The sequence below is a fragment of the Pseudomonas entomophila L48 genome, from assembly GCF_000026105.1.
Lineage (GTDB): Bacteria > Pseudomonadota > Gammaproteobacteria > Pseudomonadales > Pseudomonadaceae > Aquipseudomonas > Aquipseudomonas entomophila.
This window is the reverse complement of record NC_008027.1, coordinates 1,675,915-1,700,312: the sequence shown is the minus strand read 5'-3', so window position 1 is coordinate 1,700,312 and position 24,398 is coordinate 1,675,915. Positions and strand designations below refer to the sequence as shown.

Below are 24,398 nucleotides of genomic sequence, written 5' to 3'. Positions count from 1 at the left end.
GACAGGGAGTCATCATGGATACCACTCGCAACGCCCAGGAAGCCGTGGAGCAGGTCGCCGACCAGGCCATCCTGGCGGCCCAGCAAGGCACGTTCGCAGTCGGCGGCTGCATCATCGAGAACGCCACCGGCAAAGTATTGGTAAGCATGCACAACAATGTGTTGCAGCCCTACCCCGGCAGCAATGCGCAACCGCCCTTCCTGCCCCACGACCCGACGGCCCACGGCGAACGGCAACTGGTGCAATGGTATTACGACAACCGGCACGAGCTGAAGCTGCCCGAGCCCAACCAGCTGACCGTGGTGACCACACTGGACCCGTGCGCGATGTGCGCAGGCTCGCTGCTGACCGCAGGCTTCAATGTGGCCGTCAGTGCCATCGACACCTATGCCGGGGTCAACTACAACAGCCAGTTCAACTTCCCCACCTTCCCGCCCGCCTTGCGACAGAAAGCGCAAGCGACCTGGGGTTACTACGCGGTGGACGCCCCTATCAACCGCCCTTATCAGGGCTCGCAAGGCCCCGTCTACGCGAACCAGAAAATCGACGCCCGGGTGTTCAGCCTGACCGGCTCGATCTTCGATGCCAGCGTGAATACGGTACGCGAAGCCAGCAACAACAGCGGCCTGCCGCCTTCCGAGCTGAAGAACCCGGCGACACTGCCAGCCACCAGTGCGGTCCGTCAGGCGCTGACCAAGCTCAGCAAATGGGCGCTGACCGTCAAAAGCGACAACCCACGCATGCCAGGCGTGGAGTTGGCCAAGCCGTTGACCGAGACCGCCGCGGCATCCGACAGAACCAACGCCGTGGCATTGCTCGACCCATTCGGCAACTTGCTGGCCTGCCTGGGTGGCCAGGAGGACCAGTCACCGATCCGCACGGCGTTCATGGAGACGACGCGCCAATACGCCCTGATGCGCTGGACCCTGATGAACGACAATGATCCGCAGGTACGCGCCGAGGCAGAGCAATACCTGACCCACCCCAAGTACGGCACCTTCGTGTTCCTGTACATCCCGGACCCGAGCACCAGCGAGGCGGTGATGACCTTCGGTGCCTATGGCTCGACCATGGAAGGGCCGGTACCCCAGTCGTTCCCGTCCAATCTGCAATACGTGCTGCTGTACGACGGCGTCACCCCCCAGGCGGTGGCGCAACTGGCGCAGCAGCTGCCGCCCTTCTACACCCAGAGCGTGCAGGTAGCACCGAGCCAGGTGTTGGACCAGGGCCTGATCAATGCTGCCAAGCAGTTGCTGTAACGCCTGCGATCGCTTAACGGGACAGGGGCTCGGTCACTGGCCGCCCCTCGTCCACCAGGCTCCATACCAGCAGCTTGGCTGGCTGGGTCTTGCTGGCATTGCGTGAAACGCTGTGCACGGTGCCGGGCGCCTCATACCAGAACTCTCCGGCCTTGTAGGTCTTCTCCGACTCGTCGTTGAGTTTCGATGTCACCGCCCCTTCCAGAACGTAGGCCATGACCGCCCCCGGGTGCTGATGGGCAGGCGACGCCTGACCAGGAGCGTAGCTGACCGTCAGCATCACGGCTTTCTTGCCCGGAGCGTTGGTGGGGAGTTGTTCCTGGAGGATCTTGACCTGATCGGGTTTGTCACCGTGGGCCCAAGTGGTCGAGATCGGTGCCAGCAGGCCTAGTGCCAGCAGGGCAATGGGGAGGCGGATAGATCGCATGAGTGCTTCTCCTGTGGTGTGTATGCCAGCAGGTTAAGCCCAGGGTAGCGAGGGACAAATGGCCAATTTGGAGAAAAAGCGGGGGGCCGATTGGCTGCTCGCGCCATGGTACTGCTAGCCAACCCAACCAAATAGCCAGATCCCAGGAACATGCCCCATAGGTGGCTTTGGCTTTGGCGATCAGGAGGTTAGCCGCACCGTCAGCTAGCGACAGCTGCGCCAGTCCAGGCGCCGCCCGTAACTTCGCGACTTCAGGAGGCTGAGCGCAGGCGTCTGGAGGGCCAGGTGCGCAGCACCCTTCGGCGTTAGCCGAAGGCGCGAGATGTAGACTTGCGCAGCAAGTCGTAGGCCGCGCGGGCCTGGAAGGCGCCGGAGCGAAGGGACCCGGAGCGTAGCGGAGGGCCGTATGATGGAGCGAGCGGCTTTTGGTTACTTTTGGCCAAGACCAAAAGTAACCCGCCGTAAGGGCGGAAAGGTGACTTCAAGTCGCTATTGCAAATGGATATGCATAGAACCATGGAGACCAAATAGGCTTTGGCTTTGCGCCAGCGTTACAAATTGATTATCGAGAGGCTATGAATAAACTGGCAGCCAAACCCGAGAAACAAGTATCAGGCACTGCGCCCAATCGGATAGAACACACCCCGGCTCCAAACCCCAAGCCACTCTTCCCCATCAATCACCCGCGGCACCGCCAGCTCCACCAACTGATAGAACACATTGCGGTGAATCAGCGCTTCGAGATTGGTGCGCATCAGCACATAGGGTGAAGGCTCAAGGGTGACAGGATCGAGTTCAACGCGCAGCGGATTGTCCGGGCCAGCCTCGACCTGGTCATCGACATTGCTGGTAAACCGCAGCACCTGCTGCTCACCAGCACCCTGCACATCCAGCAGTACAGCGACAAAGGGCGCGTCATCGACACGAATCCCGACCTTCTCCACCGGCGTGACCAGGAAATAGTCTTCCCCATCCCGACGGATGATCGTGGAGAACAACCGCACCATCGGCTTGCGCCCGATCGGCGTCCCCAAGTAATACCAGGTGCCATCCCGGGCGATGCGCATGTCGATATCGCCACAGAAATCCGGGTTCCACAGATGCACCGGGGGCAACCCCTTGTGCGCGGGAATCTGCGCCAACAGGTCGTTGGCCTTGCCGGAATCGTTCATTTCACGCTCGCTCAGCGGCTCATGCCCAGGAGACTACGAGCGTACTCGCGCATTGGCGCTGCAAGCAAATCCTGCGGCGTGTTGTCGTGGAACGTCAACAAACCGCCACGGCTCTTGATGCGGGCGGTATCAATCAAGTAACGGGTGCTGGTCTCGATGAGCATCATCTGCACCACGCCGTCGTCCCAACCCAGGCGATCGACGGCCTGTTCGTCATACCACTCGTCACCGTTACCGATCCGGTCGTCGGTACGCGCGAAACGGGTATAAAGCACATAGTCGGCGCCGACCGAGCGGGCCTCGGCAATCGCGTCCTCCAGGCCCAACGGCCCTTGGGCGCGGCGCACCAGCGGGAAGTACTCGACAAAGCTCTTGAAGGCTTCCTCGGCCACCACATTCTGGCGTGGCACCGGCCCTTTGCCCGGCGGCACGAACGCGCCCTGGCCGATGAAGATGAACGAATCGGGCTGCAGGCGGATCGACAGGGTCCGGGTGGTGTCACTGTGATCCAGCAGGCCAGCGTCACTCATGTGATACCGCACACCCTCGCCCATATCACTGACATTCATGCAGCCACCCAACGCCATCAGCGCCAGCAGCAAGACCAGGCTACGCATCTTTCCTCCAGAGGCCGGTGACGAAAAACCGGCGAATAGCCGCCAGATGCAGAATCTGCGCCAGAGTCAGCCGCCAATCACCTTCATTACCATCACATCGCCGGAAAACGCTATGTCCTGCTTGTCCGCCAGGGCCTTGACCAGCAAACGCTGCAGGGCTGGCAACGCTTGGTGACGAGGCTTGTCGAGCAGGTCGCCGACAAAGTGACGGCTACTCGACGACAGGCAGCCATGCAACCAACCGGTGGACGACAGGCGCAGCCGCGAACAGGCACGGCAGAACGGTACGCTCTCGTTGGCGATCACACCAAAGTGCCCCTTCCCAGGAATGTGATAACGCAATGCCGTCGCATCCACCGGCCGGGGGGCCTGCTCGAAGCGATGGGATTGCCCGATCAACGCCAACAACTGTTCCAAACCCACGAACTGTTGCAGGAAGGCATTGCCGTCACGCGCCAGATGGCCCATGCGCATCAGCTCGATGAAACGCAGCTCGTAGCCGCGCTGCAGGCAGTAGTCGAGCAACGGCACTACCTGGTCAAGGTTCTGCCCGCGCATGGGCACCATGTTGACCTTGATCGCCATGCCTGCGGCACTGGCCTGCTCCATGCCAGCCAACACGCTGGCCAGGTCGCCACCCCGGGCAATACTGCGAAAAGCGCCTGGATCGAGGGTGTCGAGGGAGACATTGAGCCGGCGAATACCGGCCTCGCGCAGCAAGGGCAATTTGCGCGACAACAGCTGGCCATTGGTGGTGAGGCTGATGTCCTCCAGGCCCAGACCCGCCACAGCCTTGAGAAACGCTTCCAGCCGCGGGCTGATCAGCGGCTCGCCGCCGGTGATGCGCAAACGCTCGATACCCGCCGCCTCGACCAGGTAGGCCACGCCCCGGGCCAAGGCATCCGCCGTGAGCTCGTCCTGCGCCGCCACCAGGCGTTTGCCATCGGGCACGCAATACGTGCAGGCATAGTTGCAGGCAGCAGTCAGGCTGACGCGCAAGTTGCGAAAGCGCCTGCCTTGACGATCGACGATCATGGATGACTCCGGCATGGAAGATTCTGGCGGTCAAAACCTGACTCAAAAATCAGGTTTTTGCAAGCTTTCCAAGCGAAGCCTTGGAGAGGCGATGCCCACCGATGAACAGTGGGCACCCTTTGAAGGGCTTTAGTTCGCGGCTTCCGGGTCGCGCTTGCGCTTGTTGCCCATACGCACGCCGATATCCATCAGGAACTGGAAGAAACCTTCCTGATCCTCGAGCACATTGCTCCAGAACGGTGAGTGGTACAGCGCGACAGCGCCATGGACCAACGCCCAGGCAGCGCAATAGTGGAAGTACGGCGGTACGTCCTCGAGCTTGCCTTCGCTGATCCGGCCCTTGATCAACTGCGTCAGGCGATCGAAGTTGGAGGCGCGGATGCTGTGCAACTGCTCGACCATTTCCGGCACCTGGTTACCCTTGACCACCTTCTCTTCCAGGCGGTCGAACAACCGGTAACGCTGCGGATCGCGCATGCGGAACTCGAAGTAGGCACGCGACAGGGCTTCCTTGTCGCGGTCGACATCAGCCGAATGCAACAGCTCGTTCAGATCGCGCTCGTAGTCGAGCATCAGGCGCAGGTAGATCTCCGCCTTGGACTTGAAGTGCTTGTAGATCGTGCCTTTGCCGATGCCCACGGCGTCGGCGATCATCTCGACGGTGACACTGTCTTCACCTTGTTCGAGAAACAGCTTGAGCGCGGTGTCGAGGATCTCTTGCTCACGACGACGAAACTCACGGACCTTACGAGGTTCTTTCTGCATAGGAAGGACTGGGATGACAATCGAAGCGGTTTATTATGCCTAAGTGGCGGCAAATTGCACGGATCTTCCAACCATGTCTATGTTTCTTGATGAGTTCGACCAGGCACCGGGCCTGTGTTACCTGAACCACGCCGCCATCGCCCCGTGGCCGCGCCGGGCCAGCGAGGCCGTCGCACGCTTCGCCCGCGACAACGTACACCTGGGGGCCCGTGAATATCCGGCCTGGCTCGCCACCGAGCGGCGCTTGCGCGAGCGCCTGGCACGCCTGCTCAACGCCCCGACCACCGGTGACATCGCCCTGGTTGGCAACACCTCCCAAGCCCTGTCGCTGGTTGCTTTCGGCCTGGATTGGCAGCCCGGTGACCAGGTGATCATCAGTGACGAGGAGTTTCCTTCCAACCGCGTGGTCTGGCAGGCCCTGGCCGAGCGCGGCGTCGAAGTGCTGGAAGTGAGCCTGGCCGGCGAAGACCCCGAAGCCGCGTTGTTGAACGCCTGCGGCCCCCAGGCACGCTTGCTGGCAATCAGCGCCGTGCAGTTCGGCAGCGGCCTGCGCCTGGACCTGGCGCGCCTCGGCGAGGGATGCCGCAGCCGTGGCGTGCTGTTCTGCGTGGACGCTATCCAGCAAGTCGGTGCCCTGCCCTTCGATGTGCAGCGCTACCAGTGCGACTTCGCCATGGCCGACGGCCACAAGTGGATGCTCGGCCCCGAGGGCCTGGCAGTGTTCTACTGCCGAGGAGAACTGCGCAAGCAGCTCAAGCTGAACGCCTATGGCTGGCATATGCTCGAACACCTGGGCGATTTCGAGCGCCGCGACTGGCAGCCGGCCCGCAGCGCCAGGCGCTTCGAACCCGGCAGCCCGAACATGCTAGGCGCCAGTGTACTGGAGGCCAGCTTGTCACTGCTGGAGGAAGTGGGCATGAGTGTGGTCGCCGAACAGTTGGCGCTAAGGGTGGAGCAATTGCACCAGGGGCTGGCCACCCTACCCGGCGTGCGTCTGCACAGCCCGAATGCCCCTGAACGACGGGCGGGCATCGTAACGTTCAGCCTGGAAGGCCACGCCAATGCCGACATTTATCGAACGCTGAGCGCTGACGGGGTGATCTGCGCGGTACGCGGCCCCGGCGTGCGTTTTTCCCCACACTTCTACACCGATCAACACCATATCGACGAAGCATTGCGTCAGGTCCGCCATATTGCAATGCGATGAATGCGTTATGGAATCAAGACGTATTCCAAATCTGTTTAAAAAACGATCAACACACGCTGGCAGCGCGCCAATCCTGGCCAATACTTGAAGTGTTGGCGCGGCGCATCCCCCCCAAGTGGCGCGCTGATAAAGGTGCCCAGGGACCGTGTGCCTTTGTTTTACTCCTAATGGTCTTAACCCGGATTCCCCCCCCAGAACCCGGGTTTTTTTTGCCCGGGAAGGGGACGCGGGTGCTTGCCGAGCGTTTTCTGGCGCGCTCCAGATCAAGCGCCGCCCGCGCGACGCATCGCGGATAAATCCGCTCCTACATTCGTTGCAACGTGCCGCTCCTGTGAGGCCATGGTTGCCAGCCTTCGCGCATGGCATGAGCCCGGCGGGGCGGCGCCCAACATAACTGGCCCGAAACAAACGTGTAGGAGCGGATTCATCCGCGATGCGCCGCGCGGGCGGCGCTCGATCTCAACACCAACTCCAGCTTCAAGCCATACACAAGCGCCCCACCTCAAGCCACTCGGGCCAACGGGAACAGGCGCTTGAAGTTGCCGGTGGTCTGCTCGGCCAACTGTTCGTAGCTCACCCCGCGCAACGACGCCACATACTCGGCCACTTCCCGCACGTACTGCGGCAGGTTCGGCTTGCCACGGTGCGGAATCGGCGCCAGGTACGGCGAGTCGGTCTCTACCAGCAGGCGATCGACCGGCACCTGCCTGGCCACCTCGCGCAATGCATCGGCATTGCGGAAGGTGACGATACCCGACAGCGAGATGTAGTAGCCCAGGTCCAGCGCCGCCTTGGCCATGTCCCAGTCCTCGGTGAAGCAGTGCAGTACCCCGGCCTGGGGCAGGTTCGCCTCGCGCAGCAGCGCCAGGGTGTCGGCGCGCGCCGCACGGGTGTGCACGATCACCGGCTTGCCGGTCTGGCGGGAGGCCTCCAGGTGCAGGCGGAACGAGGCCTGCTGCAACTCGGCGGCCTCCGGCTCGTAGTGATAATCCAGCCCGGTCTCGCCAATGGCCACCACATGCGGGTGGGCGAGCTCGCGCAACAGCCACTCCAAGGCCGGCGTCTCGCCCGGCGCCAGGTCGAGCGGATGCACGCCCACCGAACAGTCCACGTCGGCATAGCGCTCACTGAGCGCCTTCACCGCGCCAGCGTTCTCGGCGCTCACGCCGATGCACAGGAAATGCCCCACCCCACGCTCGCGCGCCGCTTGCAGTGCGGCATCGAGGGAGCCCTGGTGGGCGCTCAGGTCAAGACGGTCGAGGTGGCAATGGGAATCTACGAGCATGGCAACAGACACATATGAATTGAACGTTGGAGTCAGCGCATGCCCGGCAGCTGCACCCAGCGGGCGAGCAAGGCTTCGAGCAGCAGTACACGGTTGAGGTTGGCCTTGCCCAGGACTTTCTGGCGCTGCTCGAGGATCCACGCCTGGATCTCCAGCACCTTGGCCTGGCGGCTCTTCTGCGCCAGGTATTGCAGCACCTTGCGCATGTCAGCCAAGCCTAATCCTTCTTCATCCTGGGTCAATTGGTAGCGCAGGATCAGGTGCGACCAGTCGCAGAACCAATCGAACAGCAGCAGCAAGGGCACTGTATTCCAGGCCTCGGCCAACTGGCTGGGGGATTGCTGCTGCTTGAGCAGCTTCTTCACCCCCTCGGTGACCAGTGCGCGCTGTTCACGCACGCCTTGCGCCTGCAAGCTGACCGCCATCAGCGGCGAGCCGGCGGCGAGGGTGAGCAGTTCCTCGCGTTCCTCCTCGCCGTTGTCGGCCAGGGTGCCGGCCAACCAGGCGCGGCTCTGGGCCAGGCTGGGTTGAGGGCAGGCAACCTGCTGGCAGCGGCTCTTGATGGTCGGCAGCAACCGGCTGGGTTGATGGCTGACCAGCAGCAGCACGGTATCGCCCGAGGGCTCCTCAAGACTCTTTAGCAAGGCGTTGGAGGCGTTGATGTTCATCGCCTCGACCGGCTCGATCAGCACCACCTTGCGCCCGCCTTGCTGGGCAGTCTGGACCACGAACGAAACCAGCTCGCGCACCTGGTCGATCTTGATCGGCTTGTCGGCCTCTTCGGGCTCCAGCACGAAATTGTCCGGGTGGCTGCCCGCCTTGAGCAACAGGCACGCCTTGCATTGCCCACAGGCATCCAGCCCTTGTGGCTGCTGGCACAACAGACGCGCCATCAGCCGTTCAGCGAGGGCGCGCTTGCCGATGCCCTGGGGCCCATGCAGCAGGTAGGCATGGGCGTGCTGAGCACGGCCGGCCAACTGCTGCCAGAGCGCCTGCTGCCAGGGGTAGGCTTCAACCACGGCAGCGCTCCAGGATACCCGGCAGCAGTGCGTCGATGGCACGCTGAACAGCCGCCAGCGGCTGCGCGGCGTCCAACAGGCTGTAGCGTTGCGGCTGTTGGCCGGCACGCTGCAGGTAGGCCTGGCGCACCGCTTCGAAGAAGGCCTGGCCTTCCTGCTCGAAACGGTCGAGGCGACCGCGGGCCGCGGCACGAGCCAGGCCGACTTCCACTGGCAAGTCGAACACCAGGGTCAGGTCCGGGCGCAACTCGCCCTGGACAAAGGATTCGAGGATGGCGATACGTTCCACCGACAAGCCACGCCCCCCACCCTGGTAGGCGTAGGTGGCGTCGGTAAAGCGGTCGCACAGCACCACGGCGCCACGCGCCAGGGCCGGGCGTATGACCTGCGCCAGGTGCTGGGCGCGGGCCGCGAACATCAACAGCAGTTCGGTGTCGACCGCCATGGCTTCTTCGCTGGGTGCCAGCAGCAGTTCGCGGATACGCTCGGCCAGCGGCGTGCCCCCGGGCTCGCGAGTCATGACCACATCAACACCCTGCTCGCGCAAGCGCGCCGCCAGGTATTCGCGATTGGTACTCTTGCCCGCGCCTTCGGGGCCTTCCAGGGTGATAAACAAACCGCTCACGGGCGTTCCTTACTGTTTGTCGGGTGCCGGCGTATCGGCTGGCACGGATTGATCGGCAGGGGCTGCGGGTTCGCTCGCGGGCGCCGGCTCCACGCCCTCTGGCTCGGTATCGCCGGGCGCCGTCGACTCGCTGGCGGGCGGCTGCCCTTGCGGCGCCGGGCTGGAGCGGTAATCGGCACGGCGCTTGAGCTGGAACTCGCGCACCGCGCTGTTGTGGTCATCCAGATCGTCGGAGAACACATGACTGCCGTCGCCACGTGCGACGAAATACAGGCTGCTGCCGTCGCTCGGGTTCAGTGCGGCATGGATGGCCTCGCGGCCGACCATGGCGATCGGCGTCGGAGGCAGCCCGGTCATGGTGTAAGTGTTGTAAGGGGTCGGCTCGCGCAGGTCGGCACGGGTGATCTTGCCGTTGTAGCGTTCGCCCATGCCGTAGATCACCGTCGGGTCGGTCTGCAGCATCATGCCCAGGCGCATGCGGCGCACGAACACGCCGGCAATCTGCCCGCGCTCCTGGGGAATACCGGTCTCCTTCTCCACCAGCGAGGCCATGATCAGCGCCTGGTAGGGGTCACGGTACGGCAGGTCGGTGGTGCGCTCAGCCCACTCCTTGGCCAGCACTTCGTCCAGGCGCATGTATGCCTGCTGCAGCAGTTCGACATCGCTCATGCCACGCACGAAGCGGTAGGTGTCGGGGAAGAACCGGCCTTCGGGGAACACTCCCGTGTGCCCCAGCTTGTCCATCACCTCGACGTCGGACAGGCCGTCCAGGGTGTGCTTGATTTTTTCGTGCCTGGCCACTGCGGCGCGCACCTGGCGGAAGGTCCAGCCTTCGACCAGGGTCAGGTTGTACTGCACCACATCGCCACGCTGCCAGGCATCGAACAACTGCCCCACCGTCATGCCGGGGTTCAACCGGTATTCACCCGTATGCAACGCCGTGCCGGCCATATTGAAGCGCCAGTACAGGCGCAGCCACACCGCGTCGTCGAGCAGGCCTTCGGACTGCATGCGATAGAACATGCGGTTGGGTGTGGTGCCACTGGGCACTTCGAGCAGGCGTTCCTGCTCCACTTGCAGGGGCTGCTCCAGCACCGAGCCAACCTTCCAGGCGGCCCAGCCAAAGGCCAGGCCGGCGAGGATCAGGCTCATCTCCAGCAGCAGCAGGAATTTGCGTCTCACTAATCAGGTATCCAGTAACGTACGGGCAACGGCCTGCAGTTTAAGGGTGAGCGGCCCCGCCGGCCAGTTCAGCGCTGTGAATTCACGCACCGGCCAGACACCGTAGACGCTGTTGCAGACAAACACTTCGTCGGCCTGCTGCAGGTCTTCCAGGGCCAGGTCGCGCACGACTACCGGGATACCCAGCAGCACAGCTTGCTCAAGCAACACAGCACGCATCACCCCGGCCACGCCGCAACGACCGAGGTCAGCGGTCAGCAGCACGCCATCACGCACCAGGAACAGGTTGCTGTACACGCCTTCGATCAGCCGCCCCTGAACATCGCGCATCAACCCTTCGGCATAGGTGCTGTCCTGCCACTCGGCGCGGGCCAGGACCTGCTCAAGGCGATTGAGGTGTTTGAGGCCGGCCAGCAGCGGTTGTTCCGCAAGACGGGTCTGGCAAGGGAACAGGCAAATGCCTGAATCGGCGTTGCCTTGTGGATAAGTGGGCAAGGGACTGCCCTGAAGTATGCGCCGGGCAGGCACGCCGGCGGCCGGGGCATAGCCGCGCTGGCTGTCGCCGCGGGTCAGGATGAGCTTGGCCACCCCCTCCCCCAGCTGACCGGCGTAGCGCAGCAGCTCGTCACGCACCACAGCCAGGTCCACGCCGATCGCCAGACGCTGGCAACCCAGCGCCAGGCGGTCGAGGTGTTGCGCCAGCAGGCTGGGCCTACCGCCGCGCACGGCGATGGTCTCGAACAGACCATCGCCGTAGGCCAGCCCACGGTTCTGCAGGTTGACCGCAGTCGCTGGCTGGCCGTCGATCCAGCTGTGCATCAGTCGGCGAACCGGCGGAACACCAGCGAACCGTTGGTTCCGCCAAAGCCGAAGGAGTTGGACAGCACCACATCGATCGGCATGCTGCGTGCCTGGTGCGGCACGAAGTCCAGGTCGCAACCTTCGTCCGGTTCATCCAGGTTGATGGTGGGCGGCGCCATCTGGCTGTTGATGGCCAGTACGCTGAAGATCGCCTCCACCGCACCGGCGGCACCCAGCAGGTGACCGGTCATCGACTTGGTCGAACTGACCGCCAGCTTGTAGGCATGCTCGCCGAACACACGCTTGATCGCCGCCACTTCGGCCACGTCGCCTGCAGGCGTCGAGGTGCCGTGGGCGTTGATGTAGCTGACTTCCTCCGGCTTGATACCGGCATCGCGCAAGGCGTTGGCCATGCAGCGGGCGGCGCCTTCGCCGGAGTCGGGTGGCGAGGTCATGTGGTAGGCATCACCGCTCATGCCGAAACCGACCAGTTCCGCATAGATGGTCGCGCCACGGGCCTTGGCGTGCTCCAGCTCTTCGAGCACCAGGGCACCGGCACCGTCGGACAGCACGAAACCGTCACGCCCCTTGTCCCACGGGCGGCTGGCGCGGGCCGGTTCGTCATTGCGGGTCGACAACGCACGGGATGCGCCGAAACCGCCCATGCCCAGGCCGCAGGCAGCCATCTCGGCGCCACCGGCGATCATCACGTCCGCTTCGCCGTAGGCGATGTTGCGCGCGGCCATGCCGATGCAGTGGGTGCCGGTGGTGCACGCGGTGGCGATGGCGTAGTTCGGCCCCTGCAACCCCAGGTGGATCGACAGGAAACCGGAGATCATGTTGATGATCGAGCCCGGTACGAAGAACGGCGAGATCCGCCGCGGACCTTGCTCATGCAGGGTACGGCTGGTCTCTTCGATGTTCGTCAGGCCGCCGATCCCCGAGCCCATGGCCACGCCGATGCGCTCGCGGTTGGCGTCGGTGACTTCCAGGCCGGCATTGCGTACCGCCTGGAAACCGGCCGCCAGGCCGTACTGAATGAACAGATCGAGCTTGCGGGCCTCTTTGGCCGACAGGTATTGCTCGACCTCGAAGCCTTTCACCGAGCCGCCAAAACGGGTGGAGTAGGCAGACAGGTCCGTATGCTCGATCGGACCGATGCCACTGCGGCCAGCCAGAATGCCTTGCCAGGTGCTTGGTACATCGGTACCCAGTGGCGACAGCATACCCATACCGGTGACCACGACGCGTCTACGCGACACAGTACTCTCCTCTTTTCAAATAACAGAGTCTCTTGCCAGTGCACTTGCCATGGCGAATGGAATGGCAGCAAACCCCGATTCTCGCAAAGAAAAAACCGCACGCCAGCAAAGGCAGTGCGGTTTTTCTCGACAAGATGCGTCGACTACAGCGTCTTAGCCCTGGTGAGCGTTGACGTAGTCGATGGCAGCTTGAACGGTAGTGATCTTCTCGGCTTCTTCGTCAGGGATTTCGGTCTCGAATTCCTCTTCCAGAGCCATCACCAGCTCAACGGTGTCAAGCGAGTCGGCACCCAGGTCATCGACGAAGGAAGATTCGTTCTTGACTTCCTCTTCCTTCACGCCCAGTTGCTCGGCGACGATTTTCTTGACGCGTTCTTCGATGGTGCTCATACCTAGTTTTCACTCCTAATGGACATATGTCAGGCAGCTGGCCGGTGACCAAGTTTATAGGAAGACGCCTGCTTTTCAAGCTTGACGCGCCTTCCACCAAGTCGCCCGGCCCGCTGTCCGGAATCTGGTTGCAGCTTTATAACGGATTTTAGGCTTCGAGTATGACTCTTTTTTGAAGCAATCCGTCACATTGAGTTGCGGATATTACATGTACATCCCGCCATTCACCGGCACGGTTGCGCCGGTGACGTAGGCTGCGCCTTCGGACGCCAGGAAGGATACCACCTTCGCGATTTCCTCGGCCTGGCCCAGACGGCCCAGCGGAATTTCTTTTTGCAGGGCCTCGCGCTGCGCTTCTGGCAGCTCGCGGGTCATGTCGGTGTCGATGAAGCCCGGCGTCACCGAGTTGACGGTGATATTGCGCGAACCCACTTCACGGGCCAGGGCGCGGCTGAAGCCCTCCAGGCCGGCCTTGGCGGCGGCATAGTTGGCCTGGCCGGCGTTGCCCATGGCACCCACCACCGAACCGATGCTGATGATACGACCCCAACGGGCCTTGGTCATGCCGCGCAACACGCCCTTGGACAGACGGTAGAGGCTGTTGAGGTTGGTGTCGATCACGTCGAACCACTCGTCATCCTTCATGCGCAGCATGAGATTGTCGCGAGTGATACCCGCGTTATTGACCAGGATGGCCGGCGCGCCGAACTGCTCACCGATGGCGCTCAGCACGGCGTCGACGGACTCGGCGCTAGTCACGTTCAGCTCCATACCGGTACCGGTGATGCCGTGCTCTTTCAAGGTGGCGGCGATACGCTCGGCGCCGGACGCCGAAGTGGCGGTACCGATCACGGTCGCGCCCTGGCGGCCGAGTTCGAGGGCGATGGCCTGGCCGATGCCACGGCTGGCGCCGGTAACCAGTGCAACTTTACCTTGCAGGCTCATGCAAGCGTCTCCAGATTCAGGCCAGCGCCGCGCGAGTGGCGGCGACGGCGTCAGGGGTATTGAGGTTGTAGGTGGTCACGCCATCAGCGCAACGCTTGTTCAGGCCAGCCAGGACCTTGCCTGGGCCACACTCGACCAGGTTGACAGCACCGTTGGCGGCCAGGGTCTGCACGCATTCCACCCAGCGTACCGGCTGGTACAGCTGCGCCAGCAGATCCTGCTTGAGCGCATCGAGGTCGGCGGCGATGGCAGCGGTAACGTTTTGCACCACCGGAATCTGCGGGGCCTTCCAGTCGATGGCGCTGACGAACTCGGCGAAGCGCTCGGCGGCCGGCTTCATCAGGGCGCAGTGCGACGGCACGCTGACTGCCAGCGGCAGGGCGCGCTTGGCGCCCTTGGCCTTGCACAGTTCAATGGCGCGATCCACCGCGGCCTTGTTACCGGCAATGACCACCTGGCCAGGCGAGTTGAAGTTCACCGCGCTGACCACTGCGTCTTCGGCAGCTTCAGCGCAAATGGCGACCACATCGGCGTCGTCCAGGCCCAGGATCGCAGCCATCGCGCCATGACCGGCCGGCACGGCTTCCTGCATCAGCTGACCACGACGCTCGACCAGGCGAACGGCGTCCTTGAGCGACAGGCTGCCAGCGGCGACCAAGGCGCTGTATTCACCCAGGCTGTGACCAGCGACGAAGGCCGGCTGTGCGCCACCCTCTTCCAGCCACAGGCGCCACAGGGCGATGGAGGCAGTGAGGATGGCCGGCTGGGTCTTGTCGGTTTGGTTGAGTTGTTCTTCCGGACCTTCCTGGACCAGTTTCCACAGGTCGTAGCCCAGAGCCTCGGAAGCCTCCTTGAAGGTCTCGACGATTACCGGCTTTTCAGCGCCGAGCTCGGCGAGCATGCCCAGCGACTGGGAACCTTGACCGGGAAAGACGAATGCGAGGGATGCAGACATTGAACAAGCCCTTATGATCTTGTCGTCGAATGGGGTGCGCCGGGCCTTGGGCCGGGCGCGCAATCTGAATGCTTGGATGGAGCGACAGACCAAGCGGTCACATTTAAGCACTTCACGGGCGATATGCCTAAGGTCTTGCCGGCCTCATCGCGGATGAGTCCGCTCCTACACGCCCCCGTAGGAGCGGATTCATCCGCGATGAGGCCGCCACAGGCGTCAAGGCAGCAGGTCTTCGAGCCGCCCGTGCAAACGTTGCGGCAGGTTCTCCTGAATCTCGATCAGGGCCCGCTGGATGGCACTCTGCAAGCCTTGAACACCCGCCGAACCATGACTCTTGATGACGATTCCCTGCAAGCCGAGGAAGCTTGCGCCATTATGTCGCGCCGGCGCCAGGTCGGCCTGCAGGCGCCTGAGCAGCGGCATAGCCATGGCGCCTGCGGCGCGCGCCAACAGACCACCACGGAACAACGTCTCGATACGCGCCCCGATCATGGTAGCCAGGCCCTCACTGGACTTGAGCAGGATATTGCCGACGAAGCCATCGCAGACCACCACGTCAGCCTCACCCCGATACAAGCCATCACCCTCGACGAAACCGATGTAGTTGAGGCCCCGGGCATTCTGCAAAAGACTGGCGGCGAGCTTGACCTGCTGGTTGCCCTTGATGTCCTCGGTGCCAATATTGAGCAGCGCCACCCGCGGCCGATGGACCCCCAAGGCCTGGGCGGCCACCGAGCCCATCACGGCAAACTGGTAGAGGTTCTCGGCACTGCAATCGACATTAGCCCCAAGATCGAGCAACTGGCAGTAGCCCGCCTGAGTGGGAATGGCCGCGACCATCGCCGGCCGGTCGATACCCGGCAAGGTCTTGAGCACCAGGCGCGAAAGAGCCATGAGCGCGCCGGTATTGCCAGCACTCACACAAGCCTGGGCCTTGCCGTCACGGACCAGCTCGAGGGCGACGCGCATCGACGAGTCAGGCTTGCCCCGCAACGCTTGCGACGGCCGCTCATCCATGCCGATCACCTCACTGGCCGCAACAATTTGCAGGCGCGCGCGATCCGCAGCCGATTGGCCACTGACAAGATCTTCAAGGAGGGAGGGTTGACCGACGAGGGTCAGGTGCAGCGAGGGAGTAGCCGAAAGGCAGGCAATGCTAGCCTGGACAATGTTGCGGGGACCGAAGTCCCCGCCCATTGCGTCGATCGCGATGATCTGAGCGGACAAGGATTACTCGTCAGCGCCCTTGTCGATCACTTTGCGACCACGGTATACGCCTTCTGGCGAAACGTGGTGACGCAGGTGTACTTCACCGGTGGTTTTTTCTACCGACAGCGCGTTTTCCGACAGGGCGTCGTGGGAACGGCGCATGTCACGGGCAGAGCGGGATTTTTTGTTCTGCTGAACAGCCATAATTGATTAACTCCTAAACGTTTGGGTCACGCTTTAACTGCGCCAAAACACTGAACGGGTTGGACCGCGATACCTCGTCCTTGCTCGGCTCGGGCTCATCTGCGCCCGCCGGCTGCTGGCATTCTTCCGGATGATGAGCAGGTACGATGGGGAGAGCGAGCAGCAGCTCTTCCTCGATCAGCGCCTGCAGATCCAAAGGATCTTCGCCCAGTTCCAGCACGTCATAGCCTTTCGGCAACGACTGGGTATTTGCACCCTCCTTCACCACGGCGTATGTACATTCGCTGTGGACGGGAAGGGTGACCAGCTCAAGACAACGCTGGCAAACCATTTTGACCGCGACATCAAGCTCGCTGTGGATAACCACAACGTGCTGCTCGTCTCGCTCAAAATCGAACTTCGCCTGCACCGTACCGACAGTGTCGGAAAGCGGGTCGCAGAGTCTTTCCAAATCAGCGAGTTGCAGCGAACCCTCGAGGGTTACACCACGATCAGCCAATTTGCGCGGGTCAACGTGAGATGGAATCTGGTCATTCAACATAGGCGCAGCATTCTAGGGATGCACCCCCTCCCTGTCAAAGGAAATTCGGCACATCACACATGTTAGAATTCGGGGTAATTGACCAGGAGTCTACCATGCTTCCCTTGTTACTGGCTTCCAGCTCCCCCTACCGCCGCGAACTGCTCGCCCGCCTGCGCCTGCCTTTTACCTGGGCAAGCCCCGACCTAGACGAACGGCGCCAGGATGACGAACCCGCCGTCGAGCTGGTGCGGCGCCTGGCACGACAAAAAGCCGAGGCACTGGCTGGCAGCCACCCCGACCACCTGATCATCGGTTCCGACCAGGTCGCGGTCCTGGGCGAACAGATCCTCGGCAAGCCACACACCTTCGAACGCGCCTGCGAACAACTACTGGCTGCCAGTGGACAGCACGTCACCTTTCTCACCGGCCTGACGCTGCTCAACACCGCCACCGGGCAATGCCAGGTCGATTGCGTGCCGTTTACCGTGACATTGCGCGAATTGAGCAGGGAACAAGTGGAGCGCTACGTGACAGCCGAACAGCCGCTCGACTGTGCCGGGAGCTTCAAGGCAGAGGGATTGGGGGTAAGCCTGTTCCAGAGCACCCATGGCTGCGATGCCACGAGCCTGATCGGACTGCCACTGATTCGATTGGTGGACATGCTGCACAAGGAAGGTGTGCAGGCACCTTGAGACTTGTTCGCCGACAAGCCGGCTCCTACCGGCAGGAGCCGGCTTGTCGGCGAACAGCAATCAACGCAGGGAAGGCCCCTGGAAGCCCATGTACATTGACAGGCGCTCAGCAACGCTGGCCCCCAAGCGCTTGGAGAATCGATCGAAAGGCGACTCCTGAACAGTGAAGTCGACCAACTCCTTCTCGCCCACGATCTCGCGGGCAACGTAGCTGGCACTACCCAGCCCATCCACCAGGCCAAGCTCCTTGGCCTGCTCGCCCGACCAGATCAGGCCACTGAACAGCTCCGGGTGCTCCTTGTCCTTCAGGCGCTCTCCCCGCCCCTGCTTGACCACGGCGATGAACTGGCGATGCGTGGTATCCAGCACCCCCTGCCAGAACGCTGTCTCTTCAGGCTTTTGCGGTGAGAACGGGTCGAGGAAAGCCTTGTGTTCGCCAGCGGTGTAGGTGCGACGCTCCACACCCAGCTTGCCCATGGCGCCGACGAAGCCGTAACCGGCGGCGGTCACACCGATAGACCCGACCAGGCTCGCCTTGTCGGCATAGATCTCGTCGGCAGCACTGGCAATGTAATAGGCACCGGACGCCCCGAGATCAGTGATCACCGCATACAGCTTGATAGCCGGATACTCGCCACGCAGACGACGGATTTCGTCATAGACGTAGCCCGCCTGCACCGGACTGCCACCCGGGCTATTGATACGCATCACCACAGCCTTGGTCTTCGAGTCCTTGAACGCCTCGCGCAGGCTCTTGACGATATTGTCGGCGCTGGCCGGCTCCTGGTCGGCGATCACACCACGCACCTCGACCAACGCCGTGTGGCTGCCACTACGCGAAGCGGCCTTGTCCACATCCATCAACGGCGTGAACAAGGCCAGCATGCCAAACAGATAGACGAAGGTCAGCAGCTTGAAAAAGATGCCCCAACGCCGCGCCCGACGCTGCTCCTGGACACCCGCCAAAAGCGTCTTCTCCAGCAGCTTCCAACTCTTACGATCTTCGCCATCTTCAGGCTCAGGAGCCTTCCATTCGTCCGTCATGCTTACCTACCTTGGAAATTGGAATGCGCGCGGCCAGCCAGCCATTCACGCAACTGGGAAAAATGCTCGATGCACACTTGCGGCCCGAACTCAGCCAGGGCCTGCAGGGGCATGGCCCCGTAACCGACCGCCACCGAGTGCATGCCGGCGTTGCTGGCCATCAGCAGATCGAATGCCGAATCTCCGACCATCAATGCCTGCCCGGGTTCGACCCGGCAATGGGCGAGAATTTCCTCGAGCATCAGCGGATGCGGCTTACCCCGTGTTTCGTCGGCGGCGCGGGTGATGTCGAAGTAGCCTTCCCAGCCATTGGCCTTGAGCACTCGATCCAGCCCACGGCGCGCCTTGCCAGTGGCGACCGCCAGACGATACCCCTCGCGACGAAAGGCCTCCAGCGACTCGACGACGCCATCGAACAGCGGCGAAGGCTGCTGATCCAGCGCCATGTAGACATCGGCGTAGTGCTGGCGGAAGGTTTCGACCTGCCGCGAATCAAGATGCGGGTAAAGCGTGGAGATCGCCTCCGCCAACGCCAACCCTATGATGCCCTTGATCGCCTCGTCACTGCTCGGCGCTTCGCCGGCGCGCGCCGCGGCCAGGTTCATGGCCTCGACAATGCGCCCAATGGAGTCGGCCAGGGTACCGTCCCAATCGAAGATCAGCAGTTCGTAGTGTTTTTTCATCCGAGTCAGGTCGCGCTCAGGCGCTCCACGGTCTTGGCCCATACCTCGTCGACCGGCGCCTCGAGCTTGAGCTCGCCGCCATCAGGCAGCGGCACGGTGAGCTGGTAGGCGTGCAGGAACAGGCGCTTGCCACCCAGCTCGCGGATTTCACGACTGAAGTCTTCGTCGCCATACTTGCTGTCGCCAGCAATCATGTGCCCGGCATGCAACGTATGCACACGGATCTGGTGGGTGCGACCGGTGATCGGGCGCGCCTCGACAATGGTGGCGAACTCACCGAAGCGGCGCAGCACACGGAACATCGTCAGCGCCTCCTTGCCTTCGTCATTCACCTCGACCATGCGCTCGCCAGAACGCAGATTGCTCTTTTGCAACGGCGCATTGACTTGCTTCTTCGAGGTTGGCCAGTGCCCACGCACCAGCGCCATGTAGCGCTTGTCGACACCATCGCCACGCAGCGCGGCATGCAGGTGGCGCAACATGCTGCGCTTCTTGGCGATCATCAGCAGGCCCGAGGTGTCGCGGTCCAGGCGGTGCACCAGCTCCAGCTCTTTCGCGTCCGGGCGTAGCTGGCGCAGCGCCTCGATCACACCAAAGCTCAGGCCGCTGCCACCGTGCACGGCGATGCCGGCCGGCTTGTTCATCACGATCAACGCCTTGTCCTCGTAGACAATCGCGGCTTCCAGGCGCTGCAGCAGCCCTTGGGCCACCGGCGCCGGCTCGTCGCGCTCGGGCAGGCGGACGGGCGGCACTCGCACGATATCTCCCGCCTGGAGCTTGTACTCAGGCTTGATCCGGCCCTTGTTGACCCGAACCTCACCCTTGCGCAGGATGCGGTAGACCAGCGTCTTGGGCACGCCCTTGAGGGCCGTGATGAGGAAATTGTCGATGCGTTGGCCGGCAAGCTCCGGCGCGACTTCGATCAGCTGAACGCCGGAAGTCGGAGGGGTATTGGTCGTCATGGCGGGATCATAACAATTTTTTATGGAATTGAAGCACTTAATCATTGCTGCTATAGTCGCGAACGCCGCCAAAAGCGGCAGGCCAGCGGCACCAGGCTCTTCGCCGGCCCTGACCATCGCAGTTCCCGAGGACGCGAGGCCGTCCTACGGCGCGTTCGCCAGTTTAACGAATTGCCTGGAATCGCCACCAGCGCTGTGTAGAGAAGACCGAAAAAAAACGACAAGTGCGGTGTTTCACCTGCTTACCCGCTTCTTTTTCGCCGTACCTCTGCCCGCCACCGTCGTTTCCGCGCATTTGGGCGAATGCTTCGGAAATACCTGCCTTGGATATGTTATGGCGCCAGCCCGGCATCCGGGCTGGCGAAAAATGCAACCCGTTGCGGATTCAGCGCGCGGCAGCACCGAATTTTCAGGGATACGTGCAGGGTGGAGATGCACAGCCCTCGGACCGTGTGGCACTGCGTCCCCCACCGCCCCAGTGATCGGGCGACGGACGGACAAGGTCCTGAACAGACGCCCTTGCGGCGTCCACGGACGATCGGTTGATTCCTCCTCCTGACTGAGTGCACCAGGCCCGTTCGATTGATTCGGATGACATTCGAAAAGCTCGACAGGTCTTTTGGCACCGCAAAACAGGACGCGTCGTCGCGACCACGGCAGGCTGGGCAACCGGCTGGTGCCGAACGTCGCCAGACACGGGGGTGGCCCGCCACCCTTTGCGCACCTTGGCACCGATCATGAAAAATCGCGTGTGCCGAACGCCGTTTCCGGCAGCCCGGAAACCGACGGTACAACATGAAAAGAATGCTGATTAACGCGACTCAACCCGAAGAGTTGCGTGTAGCCCTGGTGGACGGCCAACGCCTCTACGACCTGGACATCGAGTCCGGCGCCCGTGAGCAGAAGAAGGCCAACATCTACAAAGGCAAGATCACCCGGATCGAGCCCAGCCTTGAAGCCGCCTTCGTCGACTTCGGCTCCGAACGTCACGGCTTCCTGCCGCTGAAGGAAATCTCCCGCGAATACTTCAAGAAGCCCCCCGAAGGCCGGGTCAACATCAAGGAAGTACTGAGCGAAGGCCAGGAAGTCATCGTCCAGGTCGAGAAGGAAGAGCGCGGCAACAAAGGCGCCGCCCTGACCACCTTCATCAGCCTGGCCGGCCGCTACCTGGTGCTGATGCCCAACAACCCGCGCGCCGGCGGCATCTCCCGCCGCATCGAAGGCGAAGAGCGCAACGAACTGCGTGAAGCGCTGAACGGCCTGACCGTTCCGGGCGACATGGGCCTGATCGTGCGCACCGCGGGCCTTGGCCGCAGCAGCGAAGAAATGCAGTGGGACCTCGACTACCTGCTGCAGCTGTGGACCGCCATCAAGGAAGCCTCGCAAGACCGCGTCGCGCCGTTCCTGATCTACCAGGAAAGCAACGTCATCATCCGCGCCATCCGCGACTACCTGCGCCAGGACATCGGCGAAGTGCTGATCGACAGCATCGACGCCCAGGAAGAAGCCCTGACCTTCATCCGCCAGGTGATGCCGCAGTACGCCAGCAAGGTCAAGCTGTACGAAGACAGCGTGCCGCTGTTCAACCGCTTCCAGATCGAAAGCCAGATCGAGACCGCCTTCCAGCGTGTGGTCGACCTGCCGTCTGGCGGCTCGATCGTCATCGACCCGACCGAAGCCCTGGTCTCCATCGACATCAACTCGGCGCGCGCCACCAAAGGCAGCGACATCGAGGAAACCGCGCTGCAGACCAACCTGGAAGCGGCCGAGGAAATCGCCCGCCAGCTGCGCCTGCGCGACATCGGCGGCCTGATCGTCATCGACTTCATCGACATGACCCCGGCCAAGAACCAGCGCGCCGTCGAAGAGCGTGTGCGTGAATGCCTGGAAGCCGACCGCGCCCGCGTGCAAGTTGGCCGCATTTCGCGCTTCGGCCTGCTGGAGATGTCCCGCCAGCGCCTGCGCCCATCGCTGGGTGAAAGCAGTGGCATCGTCTGCCCGCGCTGCTCCGGCACCGGCATCATCCGTGACGTCGAGTCGCTGTCCCTGGCCATCCTGCGCCTGATCGAAGAAGAAGCCCTGAAGGACCGCACCGCCGAAGTGCGTGCCCAGGTACCGATTCCGGTGGCTGCCTTCCTGCTCAACGAGAAGCGCAACTCGATCACCAAGATCGAACTGCGCACCCGTGCGCGCATCATCATCCTGCCGAACGATCACCTGGAAACCCCGCACTTCGAAGTCCAGCGCCTGCGCGACGACAACCCGGACGTGCTGAGCAGCCAGTCCAGCTACGAGATCGCCTCGACCGAAGCGGAAGAAGCCCCGCAGCCGACCGCCACCCGCACCCTGGTTCGCCAGGAAGCCGCGGTCAAGACCGCACCGGCACGCGCCAACGCCCCGGCACCAGCCGTCGCTGAAGAGCCAGCCGCACCGGCCGCGCCCGTACAGAGCGCCCCGGAGCCGAGCCTGTTCAAGGGCCTGGTCAAGTCGCTGGTCAGCCTGTTCGCCGGCAAGGAAGAACCTGCCGCCGCACCGGCCGTGAACACCGAGAAGCCGGCCACCGAGCGCTCGTCGCGCAACGAGGAGCGTCGCAACGGTCGCCAGCAGAGCCGCAACCGTGGCGGTCGTCGCGATGAAGAGCGCAAGCCGCGTGAAGAGCGCAACGAGCGTGCCCCACGTGAAGAGCGTCAACCTCGCGAAGAACGCGCCCCACGTGAAGAGCGTGCGCCGCGTGAAGAGCGCCAGCCACGCCAGCCTCGTGAAGACCGTCGCGGCAACCGCGAAGAGCGTGTACGCGAACTGCGCGAGCCACTGGATGCCGCACCGGTAGCCCGTGAAGAGCGTCAGCCACGTGAAGAACGCGCACCGCGTGAAGAGCGTGCGCCTCGCGAAGAACGCACACCACGTGAAGAGCGTGCTCCACGTGAAGAGCGCGCACCGCGTGAAGAACGCGCTCCACGCGAAGAGCGCGCACCTCGTGAAGAACGCGCCCCACGCGAAGAGCGTGCGCCTCGTGAAGAACGTGCCCCACGTGAAGAACGCGCACCTCGTGAAGAGCGTCAGCCTCGTCCGCCACGTGAAGAGCGCCAACTGCGTCCTGACGAGCAGGTAGCCGAACAGGCCGCCGAGCTGACCGAAGAGCAACTGCCGAACGAAGAACTGCTGCTGGACGAGCAGGAAGGCGCCGATGGCGAGCGTCCGCGCCGCCGCTCCCGTGGCCAGCGTCGCCGCAGCAACCGTCGTGAACGTCAGCGCAACGCCAATGGCGAGCTGATCGAAGGCGACGAAGACGGCAGCGAAGAGCAGCAGCCACAGCAGCACCAGGCCAGCGAGCTGGGTGCCGAACTGGCCGCCGGCATCGCCGTCACTGCCGCCGTTGCCACCAGCAACATCAGCACTGACGCCGAAGCCGAAGCCAACCAGCAGGCCGAACGCGCCAACGCCGCCGTAGCCGAGACCCAGGTGGAAATCACCGAGGTCGTCGCCGAGCAGGTCAGCATCGCCCCCGTGGTGGAACAGCCTGTCAGCGAGCCGGCCGTTGTTGTAGAGCCGAGCATCGAGCCCGTGGTTGAAGTGGCACCCCAGCCGGTGGTCGAGGCAGCCGTCGAGCAGCCTGTCGCCATCGTTGAAGCGGCCGTCGAATCGGCACCGGTCGAGCAAGCCCCGGTAGTGGAAGCTGGCGAAATCGAAAAAGCGTCGGTCGTCGAAGCTGTCGAGGCTCCGGTTGCCGAGCAACCTGCTCCGCACGTCGAGGCCAAGCCTGCCGAAGTGCAAGCTGAAGTGGTCGAAGCCGCAGCAGCCGAGCCTGCGCCGGTTGTCGCCGAACAGGCGCCGGTCGAAGAGGCAGCCGCTCCGGTCGAGCCGTCCACCATCATGCTGCCGAACGGCCGTGCGCCGAACGACCCGCGTGAAGTACGCCGCCGCAAGCGTGAAGCCGAGGCGGCTGCAGCCCTGGCTGCCGCCCAGGCCGCACCGGCAGAAGCCCTGGAAACCGCTGACGAGCACAAGCCTCATCACGGTTGATAGCAACGGCTGAATGAAAAAGCCCCGCCAGTGCGAACTGGCGGGGCTTTTTCTTTGCCGCTGACATTACGTAGATCTTCAGCCTGGTTCGCCGACCGGGGCAGGCCACGAG

Annotated in this window: 25 protein-coding genes; 5 read left to right on the top strand and 20 right to left on the bottom strand. The window is 63.1% G+C overall.

Features of this window, described 5'->3' with window-relative positions; all coding sequences use genetic code 11:
- The first annotated feature begins 14 nt into the window (after positions 1 to 14).
- Positions 15 to 1,259, top strand: coding sequence for a nucleoside deaminase (locus tag PSEEN_RS07595; RefSeq protein ID WP_044487849.1), 1,245 nt, complete (start codon positions 15 to 17; stop codon positions 1,257 to 1,259).
- A 13-nt stretch (positions 1,260 to 1,272) separates the two neighbouring features.
- Here PSEEN_RS07595 and PSEEN_RS07590 read toward each other — a convergent pair whose 3' ends face one another.
- The 4 genes from PSEEN_RS07590 to PSEEN_RS07575 all read right to left on the bottom strand — a co-directional run bounded on the left by PSEEN_RS07590 (position 1,273) and on the right by PSEEN_RS07575 (position 4,510).
- Positions 1,273 to 1,686: a cupin domain-containing protein gene (locus tag PSEEN_RS07590; RefSeq protein ID WP_011532899.1), complete on the bottom strand. Its 414-nt coding sequence runs from the start codon at positions 1,684 to 1,686 to the stop codon at positions 1,273 to 1,275.
- Between the two features lie 611 nt (positions 1,687 to 2,297).
- Positions 2,298 to 2,858 carry a DUF1285 domain-containing protein gene (locus tag PSEEN_RS07585; RefSeq protein ID WP_011532898.1) on the bottom strand — a complete coding sequence of 187 codons (561 nt, stop codon included), beginning with the start codon at positions 2,856 to 2,858 and terminating at the stop codon, positions 2,298 to 2,300.
- 11 nt (positions 2,859 to 2,869) lie between these two features.
- Complete coding sequence (locus tag PSEEN_RS07580) at positions 2,870 to 3,475, bottom strand: DUF4823 domain-containing protein (protein WP_011532897.1); 606 nt, start codon at positions 3,473 to 3,475, stop codon at positions 2,870 to 2,872.
- A gap of 66 nt (positions 3,476 to 3,541) precedes the next feature.
- Positions 3,542 to 4,510 carry a GTP 3',8-cyclase MoaA gene (locus PSEEN_RS07575; RefSeq protein WP_011532896.1) on the bottom strand — a complete coding sequence of 323 codons (969 nt, stop codon included), beginning with the start codon at positions 4,508 to 4,510 and terminating at the stop codon, positions 3,542 to 3,544.
- Between PSEEN_RS07575 and PSEEN_RS27090 the strand changes: the two genes are divergently transcribed.
- Positions 4,509 to 4,643: a hypothetical protein gene (locus tag PSEEN_RS27090; RefSeq protein ID WP_269446437.1), complete on the top strand. Its 135-nt coding sequence runs from the start codon at positions 4,509 to 4,511 to the stop codon at positions 4,641 to 4,643. The two genes, PSEEN_RS07575 and PSEEN_RS27090, sit on opposite strands and share 2 nt — an antisense overlap.
- Here PSEEN_RS27090 and PSEEN_RS07570 read toward each other — a convergent pair.
- Positions 4,640 to 5,275 carry a TetR/AcrR family transcriptional regulator gene (locus tag PSEEN_RS07570; protein ID WP_011532895.1) on the bottom strand — a complete coding sequence of 212 codons (636 nt, stop codon included), beginning with the start codon at positions 5,273 to 5,275 and terminating at the stop codon, positions 4,640 to 4,642. The genes PSEEN_RS27090 and PSEEN_RS07570 overlap by 4 nt on opposite strands.
- A gap of 73 nt (positions 5,276 to 5,348) precedes the next feature.
- Between PSEEN_RS07570 and PSEEN_RS07565 the strand changes: the two genes are divergently transcribed.
- Positions 5,349 to 6,482: an aminotransferase class V-fold PLP-dependent enzyme gene (locus PSEEN_RS07565; RefSeq protein WP_011532894.1), complete on the top strand. Its 1,134-nt coding sequence runs from the start codon at positions 5,349 to 5,351 to the stop codon at positions 6,480 to 6,482.
- A 502-nt stretch (positions 6,483 to 6,984) separates the two neighbouring features.
- On the opposite strand, the gene PSEEN_RS07560 is transcribed toward PSEEN_RS07565, so the two are convergent.
- The 12 genes from PSEEN_RS07560 to PSEEN_RS26000 form a co-directional block, all read right to left on the bottom strand.
- The gene (locus PSEEN_RS07560) at positions 6,985 to 7,767 is read right to left on the bottom strand and encodes a TatD family hydrolase (RefSeq protein ID WP_011532893.1); all 783 of its coding nucleotides are present in this window, start codon (positions 7,765 to 7,767) and stop codon (positions 6,985 to 6,987) included.
- A 32-nt stretch (positions 7,768 to 7,799) separates the two neighbouring features.
- Positions 7,800 to 8,786 (bottom strand): DNA polymerase III subunit delta', encoded by a 987-nt coding sequence (locus PSEEN_RS07555; protein ID WP_011532892.1) that lies wholly within the window; start codon positions 8,784 to 8,786, stop codon positions 7,800 to 7,802.
- Positions 8,779 to 9,411: a dTMP kinase gene (tmk, locus tag PSEEN_RS07550; RefSeq protein WP_011532891.1), complete on the bottom strand. Its 633-nt coding sequence runs from the start codon at positions 9,409 to 9,411 to the stop codon at positions 8,779 to 8,781. The genes PSEEN_RS07555 and tmk overlap by 8 nt, the downstream gene beginning before the upstream one ends.
- 9 nt (positions 9,412 to 9,420) lie before the next feature.
- On the bottom strand, positions 9,421 to 10,593 hold the full coding sequence (gene mltG, locus PSEEN_RS07545; protein WP_044487847.1) for an endolytic transglycosylase MltG: 1,173 nt from the start codon (positions 10,591 to 10,593) through the stop codon (positions 9,421 to 9,423).
- A gap of 3 nt (positions 10,594 to 10,596) precedes the next feature.
- Positions 10,597 to 11,412: an aminodeoxychorismate lyase gene (gene pabC / locus PSEEN_RS07540; protein ID WP_011532889.1), complete on the bottom strand. Its 816-nt coding sequence runs from the start codon at positions 11,410 to 11,412 to the stop codon at positions 10,597 to 10,599.
- Entirely contained in the window at positions 11,412 to 12,656 is a 1,245-nt protein-coding gene (fabF, locus tag PSEEN_RS07535) for a beta-ketoacyl-ACP synthase II (RefSeq protein ID WP_011532888.1), read from the bottom strand. The genes pabC and fabF overlap by 1 nt, the downstream gene beginning before the upstream one ends.
- Positions 12,657 to 12,809: 153 nt before the next feature.
- Complete coding sequence (gene acpP / locus PSEEN_RS07530) at positions 12,810 to 13,046, bottom strand: acyl carrier protein (protein WP_011532887.1); 237 nt, start codon at positions 13,044 to 13,046, stop codon at positions 12,810 to 12,812.
- 204 nt (positions 13,047 to 13,250) lie between these two features.
- Positions 13,251 to 13,991: a 3-oxoacyl-ACP reductase FabG gene (gene fabG, locus PSEEN_RS07525; RefSeq protein WP_011532886.1), complete on the bottom strand. Its 741-nt coding sequence runs from the start codon at positions 13,989 to 13,991 to the stop codon at positions 13,251 to 13,253.
- Positions 13,992 to 14,007: 16 nt separating this feature from the next.
- Positions 14,008 to 14,946, bottom strand: a complete 939-nt coding sequence (gene fabD / locus PSEEN_RS07520) for an ACP S-malonyltransferase (RefSeq protein WP_011532885.1) — start codon at positions 14,944 to 14,946, stop codon at positions 14,008 to 14,010.
- A gap of 216 nt (positions 14,947 to 15,162) precedes the next feature.
- Positions 15,163 to 16,173, bottom strand: coding sequence for a phosphate acyltransferase PlsX (gene plsX / locus PSEEN_RS07515; protein ID WP_011532884.1), 1,011 nt, complete (start codon positions 16,171 to 16,173; stop codon positions 15,163 to 15,165).
- Positions 16,174 to 16,176: 3 nt separating this feature from the next.
- Complete coding sequence (rpmF, locus tag PSEEN_RS07510; protein ID WP_010223221.1) at positions 16,177 to 16,359, bottom strand: 50S ribosomal protein L32; 183 nt, start codon at positions 16,357 to 16,359, stop codon at positions 16,177 to 16,179.
- 13 nt (positions 16,360 to 16,372) lie between these two features.
- Positions 16,373 to 16,900, bottom strand: coding sequence for a YceD family protein (locus PSEEN_RS26000; RefSeq protein ID WP_011532883.1), 528 nt, complete (start codon positions 16,898 to 16,900; stop codon positions 16,373 to 16,375).
- A gap of 95 nt (positions 16,901 to 16,995) precedes the next feature.
- Between PSEEN_RS26000 and PSEEN_RS07500 the strand changes: the two genes are divergently transcribed.
- Positions 16,996 to 17,574: a Maf family protein gene (locus PSEEN_RS07500; RefSeq protein WP_011532882.1), complete on the top strand. Its 579-nt coding sequence runs from the start codon at positions 16,996 to 16,998 to the stop codon at positions 17,572 to 17,574.
- A 60-nt stretch (positions 17,575 to 17,634) separates the two neighbouring features.
- On the opposite strand, the gene PSEEN_RS07495 is transcribed toward PSEEN_RS07500, so the two are convergent.
- The 3 genes from PSEEN_RS07495 to rluC are packed head-to-tail and all read right to left on the bottom strand — an operon-like array spanning position 17,635 to position 20,263.
- Complete coding sequence (locus PSEEN_RS07495; protein ID WP_011532881.1) at positions 17,635 to 18,618, bottom strand: S49 family peptidase; 984 nt, start codon at positions 18,616 to 18,618, stop codon at positions 17,635 to 17,637.
- Between the two features lie 2 nt (positions 18,619 to 18,620).
- Positions 18,621 to 19,301: an HAD family hydrolase gene (locus PSEEN_RS07490; protein WP_011532880.1), complete on the bottom strand. Its 681-nt coding sequence runs from the start codon at positions 19,299 to 19,301 to the stop codon at positions 18,621 to 18,623.
- A gap of 5 nt (positions 19,302 to 19,306) precedes the next feature.
- Entirely contained in the window at positions 19,307 to 20,263 is a 957-nt protein-coding gene (gene rluC, locus PSEEN_RS07485; RefSeq protein ID WP_011532879.1) for a 23S rRNA pseudouridine(955/2504/2580) synthase RluC, read from the bottom strand.
- Between the two features lie 795 nt (positions 20,264 to 21,058).
- On the opposite strand from rluC, the gene rne reads away from it, so the two are divergent.
- Positions 21,059 to 24,286, top strand: a complete 3,228-nt coding sequence (gene rne / locus PSEEN_RS07480) for a ribonuclease E (RefSeq protein ID WP_011532878.1) — start codon at positions 21,059 to 21,061, stop codon at positions 24,284 to 24,286.
- Positions 24,287 to 24,398: the final 112 nt, after the last annotated feature.

Coding starts and splice junctions, on each gene's coding strand:
- fabD (WP_011532885.1), bottom strand. CDS start 14,946: ATGTCTGCATCCCTCGCATTCGTCTTTCCCGGTCAAGGTTCCCAGTCG.
- rne (WP_011532878.1), top strand. CDS start 21,059: ATGAAAAGAATGCTGATTAACGCGACTCAACCCGAAGAGTTGCGTGTA.
- PSEEN_RS07580 (WP_011532897.1), bottom strand. CDS start 3,475: ATGCGTAGCCTGGTCTTGCTGCTGGCGCTGATGGCGTTGGGTGGCTGC.
- PSEEN_RS07495 (WP_011532881.1), bottom strand. CDS start 18,618: ATGACGGACGAATGGAAGGCTCCTGAGCCTGAAGATGGCGAAGATCGT.
- PSEEN_RS07585 (WP_011532898.1), bottom strand. CDS start 2,858: ATGAACGATTCCGGCAAGGCCAACGACCTGTTGGCGCAGATTCCCGCG.
- fabG (WP_011532886.1), bottom strand. CDS start 13,991: ATGAGCCTGCAAGGTAAAGTTGCACTGGTTACCGGCGCCAGCCGTGGC.
- PSEEN_RS27090 (WP_269446437.1), top strand. CDS start 4,509: ATGGATGACTCCGGCATGGAAGATTCTGGCGGTCAAAACCTGACTCAA.
- PSEEN_RS07590 (WP_011532899.1), bottom strand. CDS start 1,686: ATGCGATCTATCCGCCTCCCCATTGCCCTGCTGGCACTAGGCCTGCTG.
- rpmF (WP_010223221.1), bottom strand. CDS start 16,359: ATGGCTGTTCAGCAGAACAAAAAATCCCGCTCTGCCCGTGACATGCGC.
- PSEEN_RS07500 (WP_011532882.1), top strand. CDS start 16,996: ATGCTTCCCTTGTTACTGGCTTCCAGCTCCCCCTACCGCCGCGAACTG.
- PSEEN_RS26000 (WP_011532883.1), bottom strand. CDS start 16,900: ATGTTGAATGACCAGATTCCATCTCACGTTGACCCGCGCAAATTGGCT.
- acpP (WP_011532887.1), bottom strand. CDS start 13,046: ATGAGCACCATCGAAGAACGCGTCAAGAAAATCGTCGCCGAGCAACTG.
- PSEEN_RS07575 (WP_011532896.1), bottom strand. CDS start 4,510: ATGATCGTCGATCGTCAAGGCAGGCGCTTTCGCAACTTGCGCGTCAGC.
- PSEEN_RS07490 (WP_011532880.1), bottom strand. CDS start 19,301: ATGAAAAAACACTACGAACTGCTGATCTTCGATTGGGACGGTACCCTG.
- pabC (WP_011532889.1), bottom strand. CDS start 11,412: ATGCACAGCTGGATCGACGGCCAGCCAGCGACTGCGGTCAACCTGCAG.
- PSEEN_RS07595 (WP_044487849.1), top strand. CDS start 15: ATGGATACCACTCGCAACGCCCAGGAAGCCGTGGAGCAGGTCGCCGAC.
- rluC (WP_011532879.1), bottom strand. CDS start 20,263: ATGACGACCAATACCCCTCCGACTTCCGGCGTTCAGCTGATCGAAGTC.
- PSEEN_RS07565 (WP_011532894.1), top strand. CDS start 5,349: ATGTCTATGTTTCTTGATGAGTTCGACCAGGCACCGGGCCTGTGTTAC.
- PSEEN_RS07570 (WP_011532895.1), bottom strand. CDS start 5,275: ATGCAGAAAGAACCTCGTAAGGTCCGTGAGTTTCGTCGTCGTGAGCAA.
- PSEEN_RS07560 (WP_011532893.1), bottom strand. CDS start 7,767: ATGCTCGTAGATTCCCATTGCCACCTCGACCGTCTTGACCTGAGCGCC.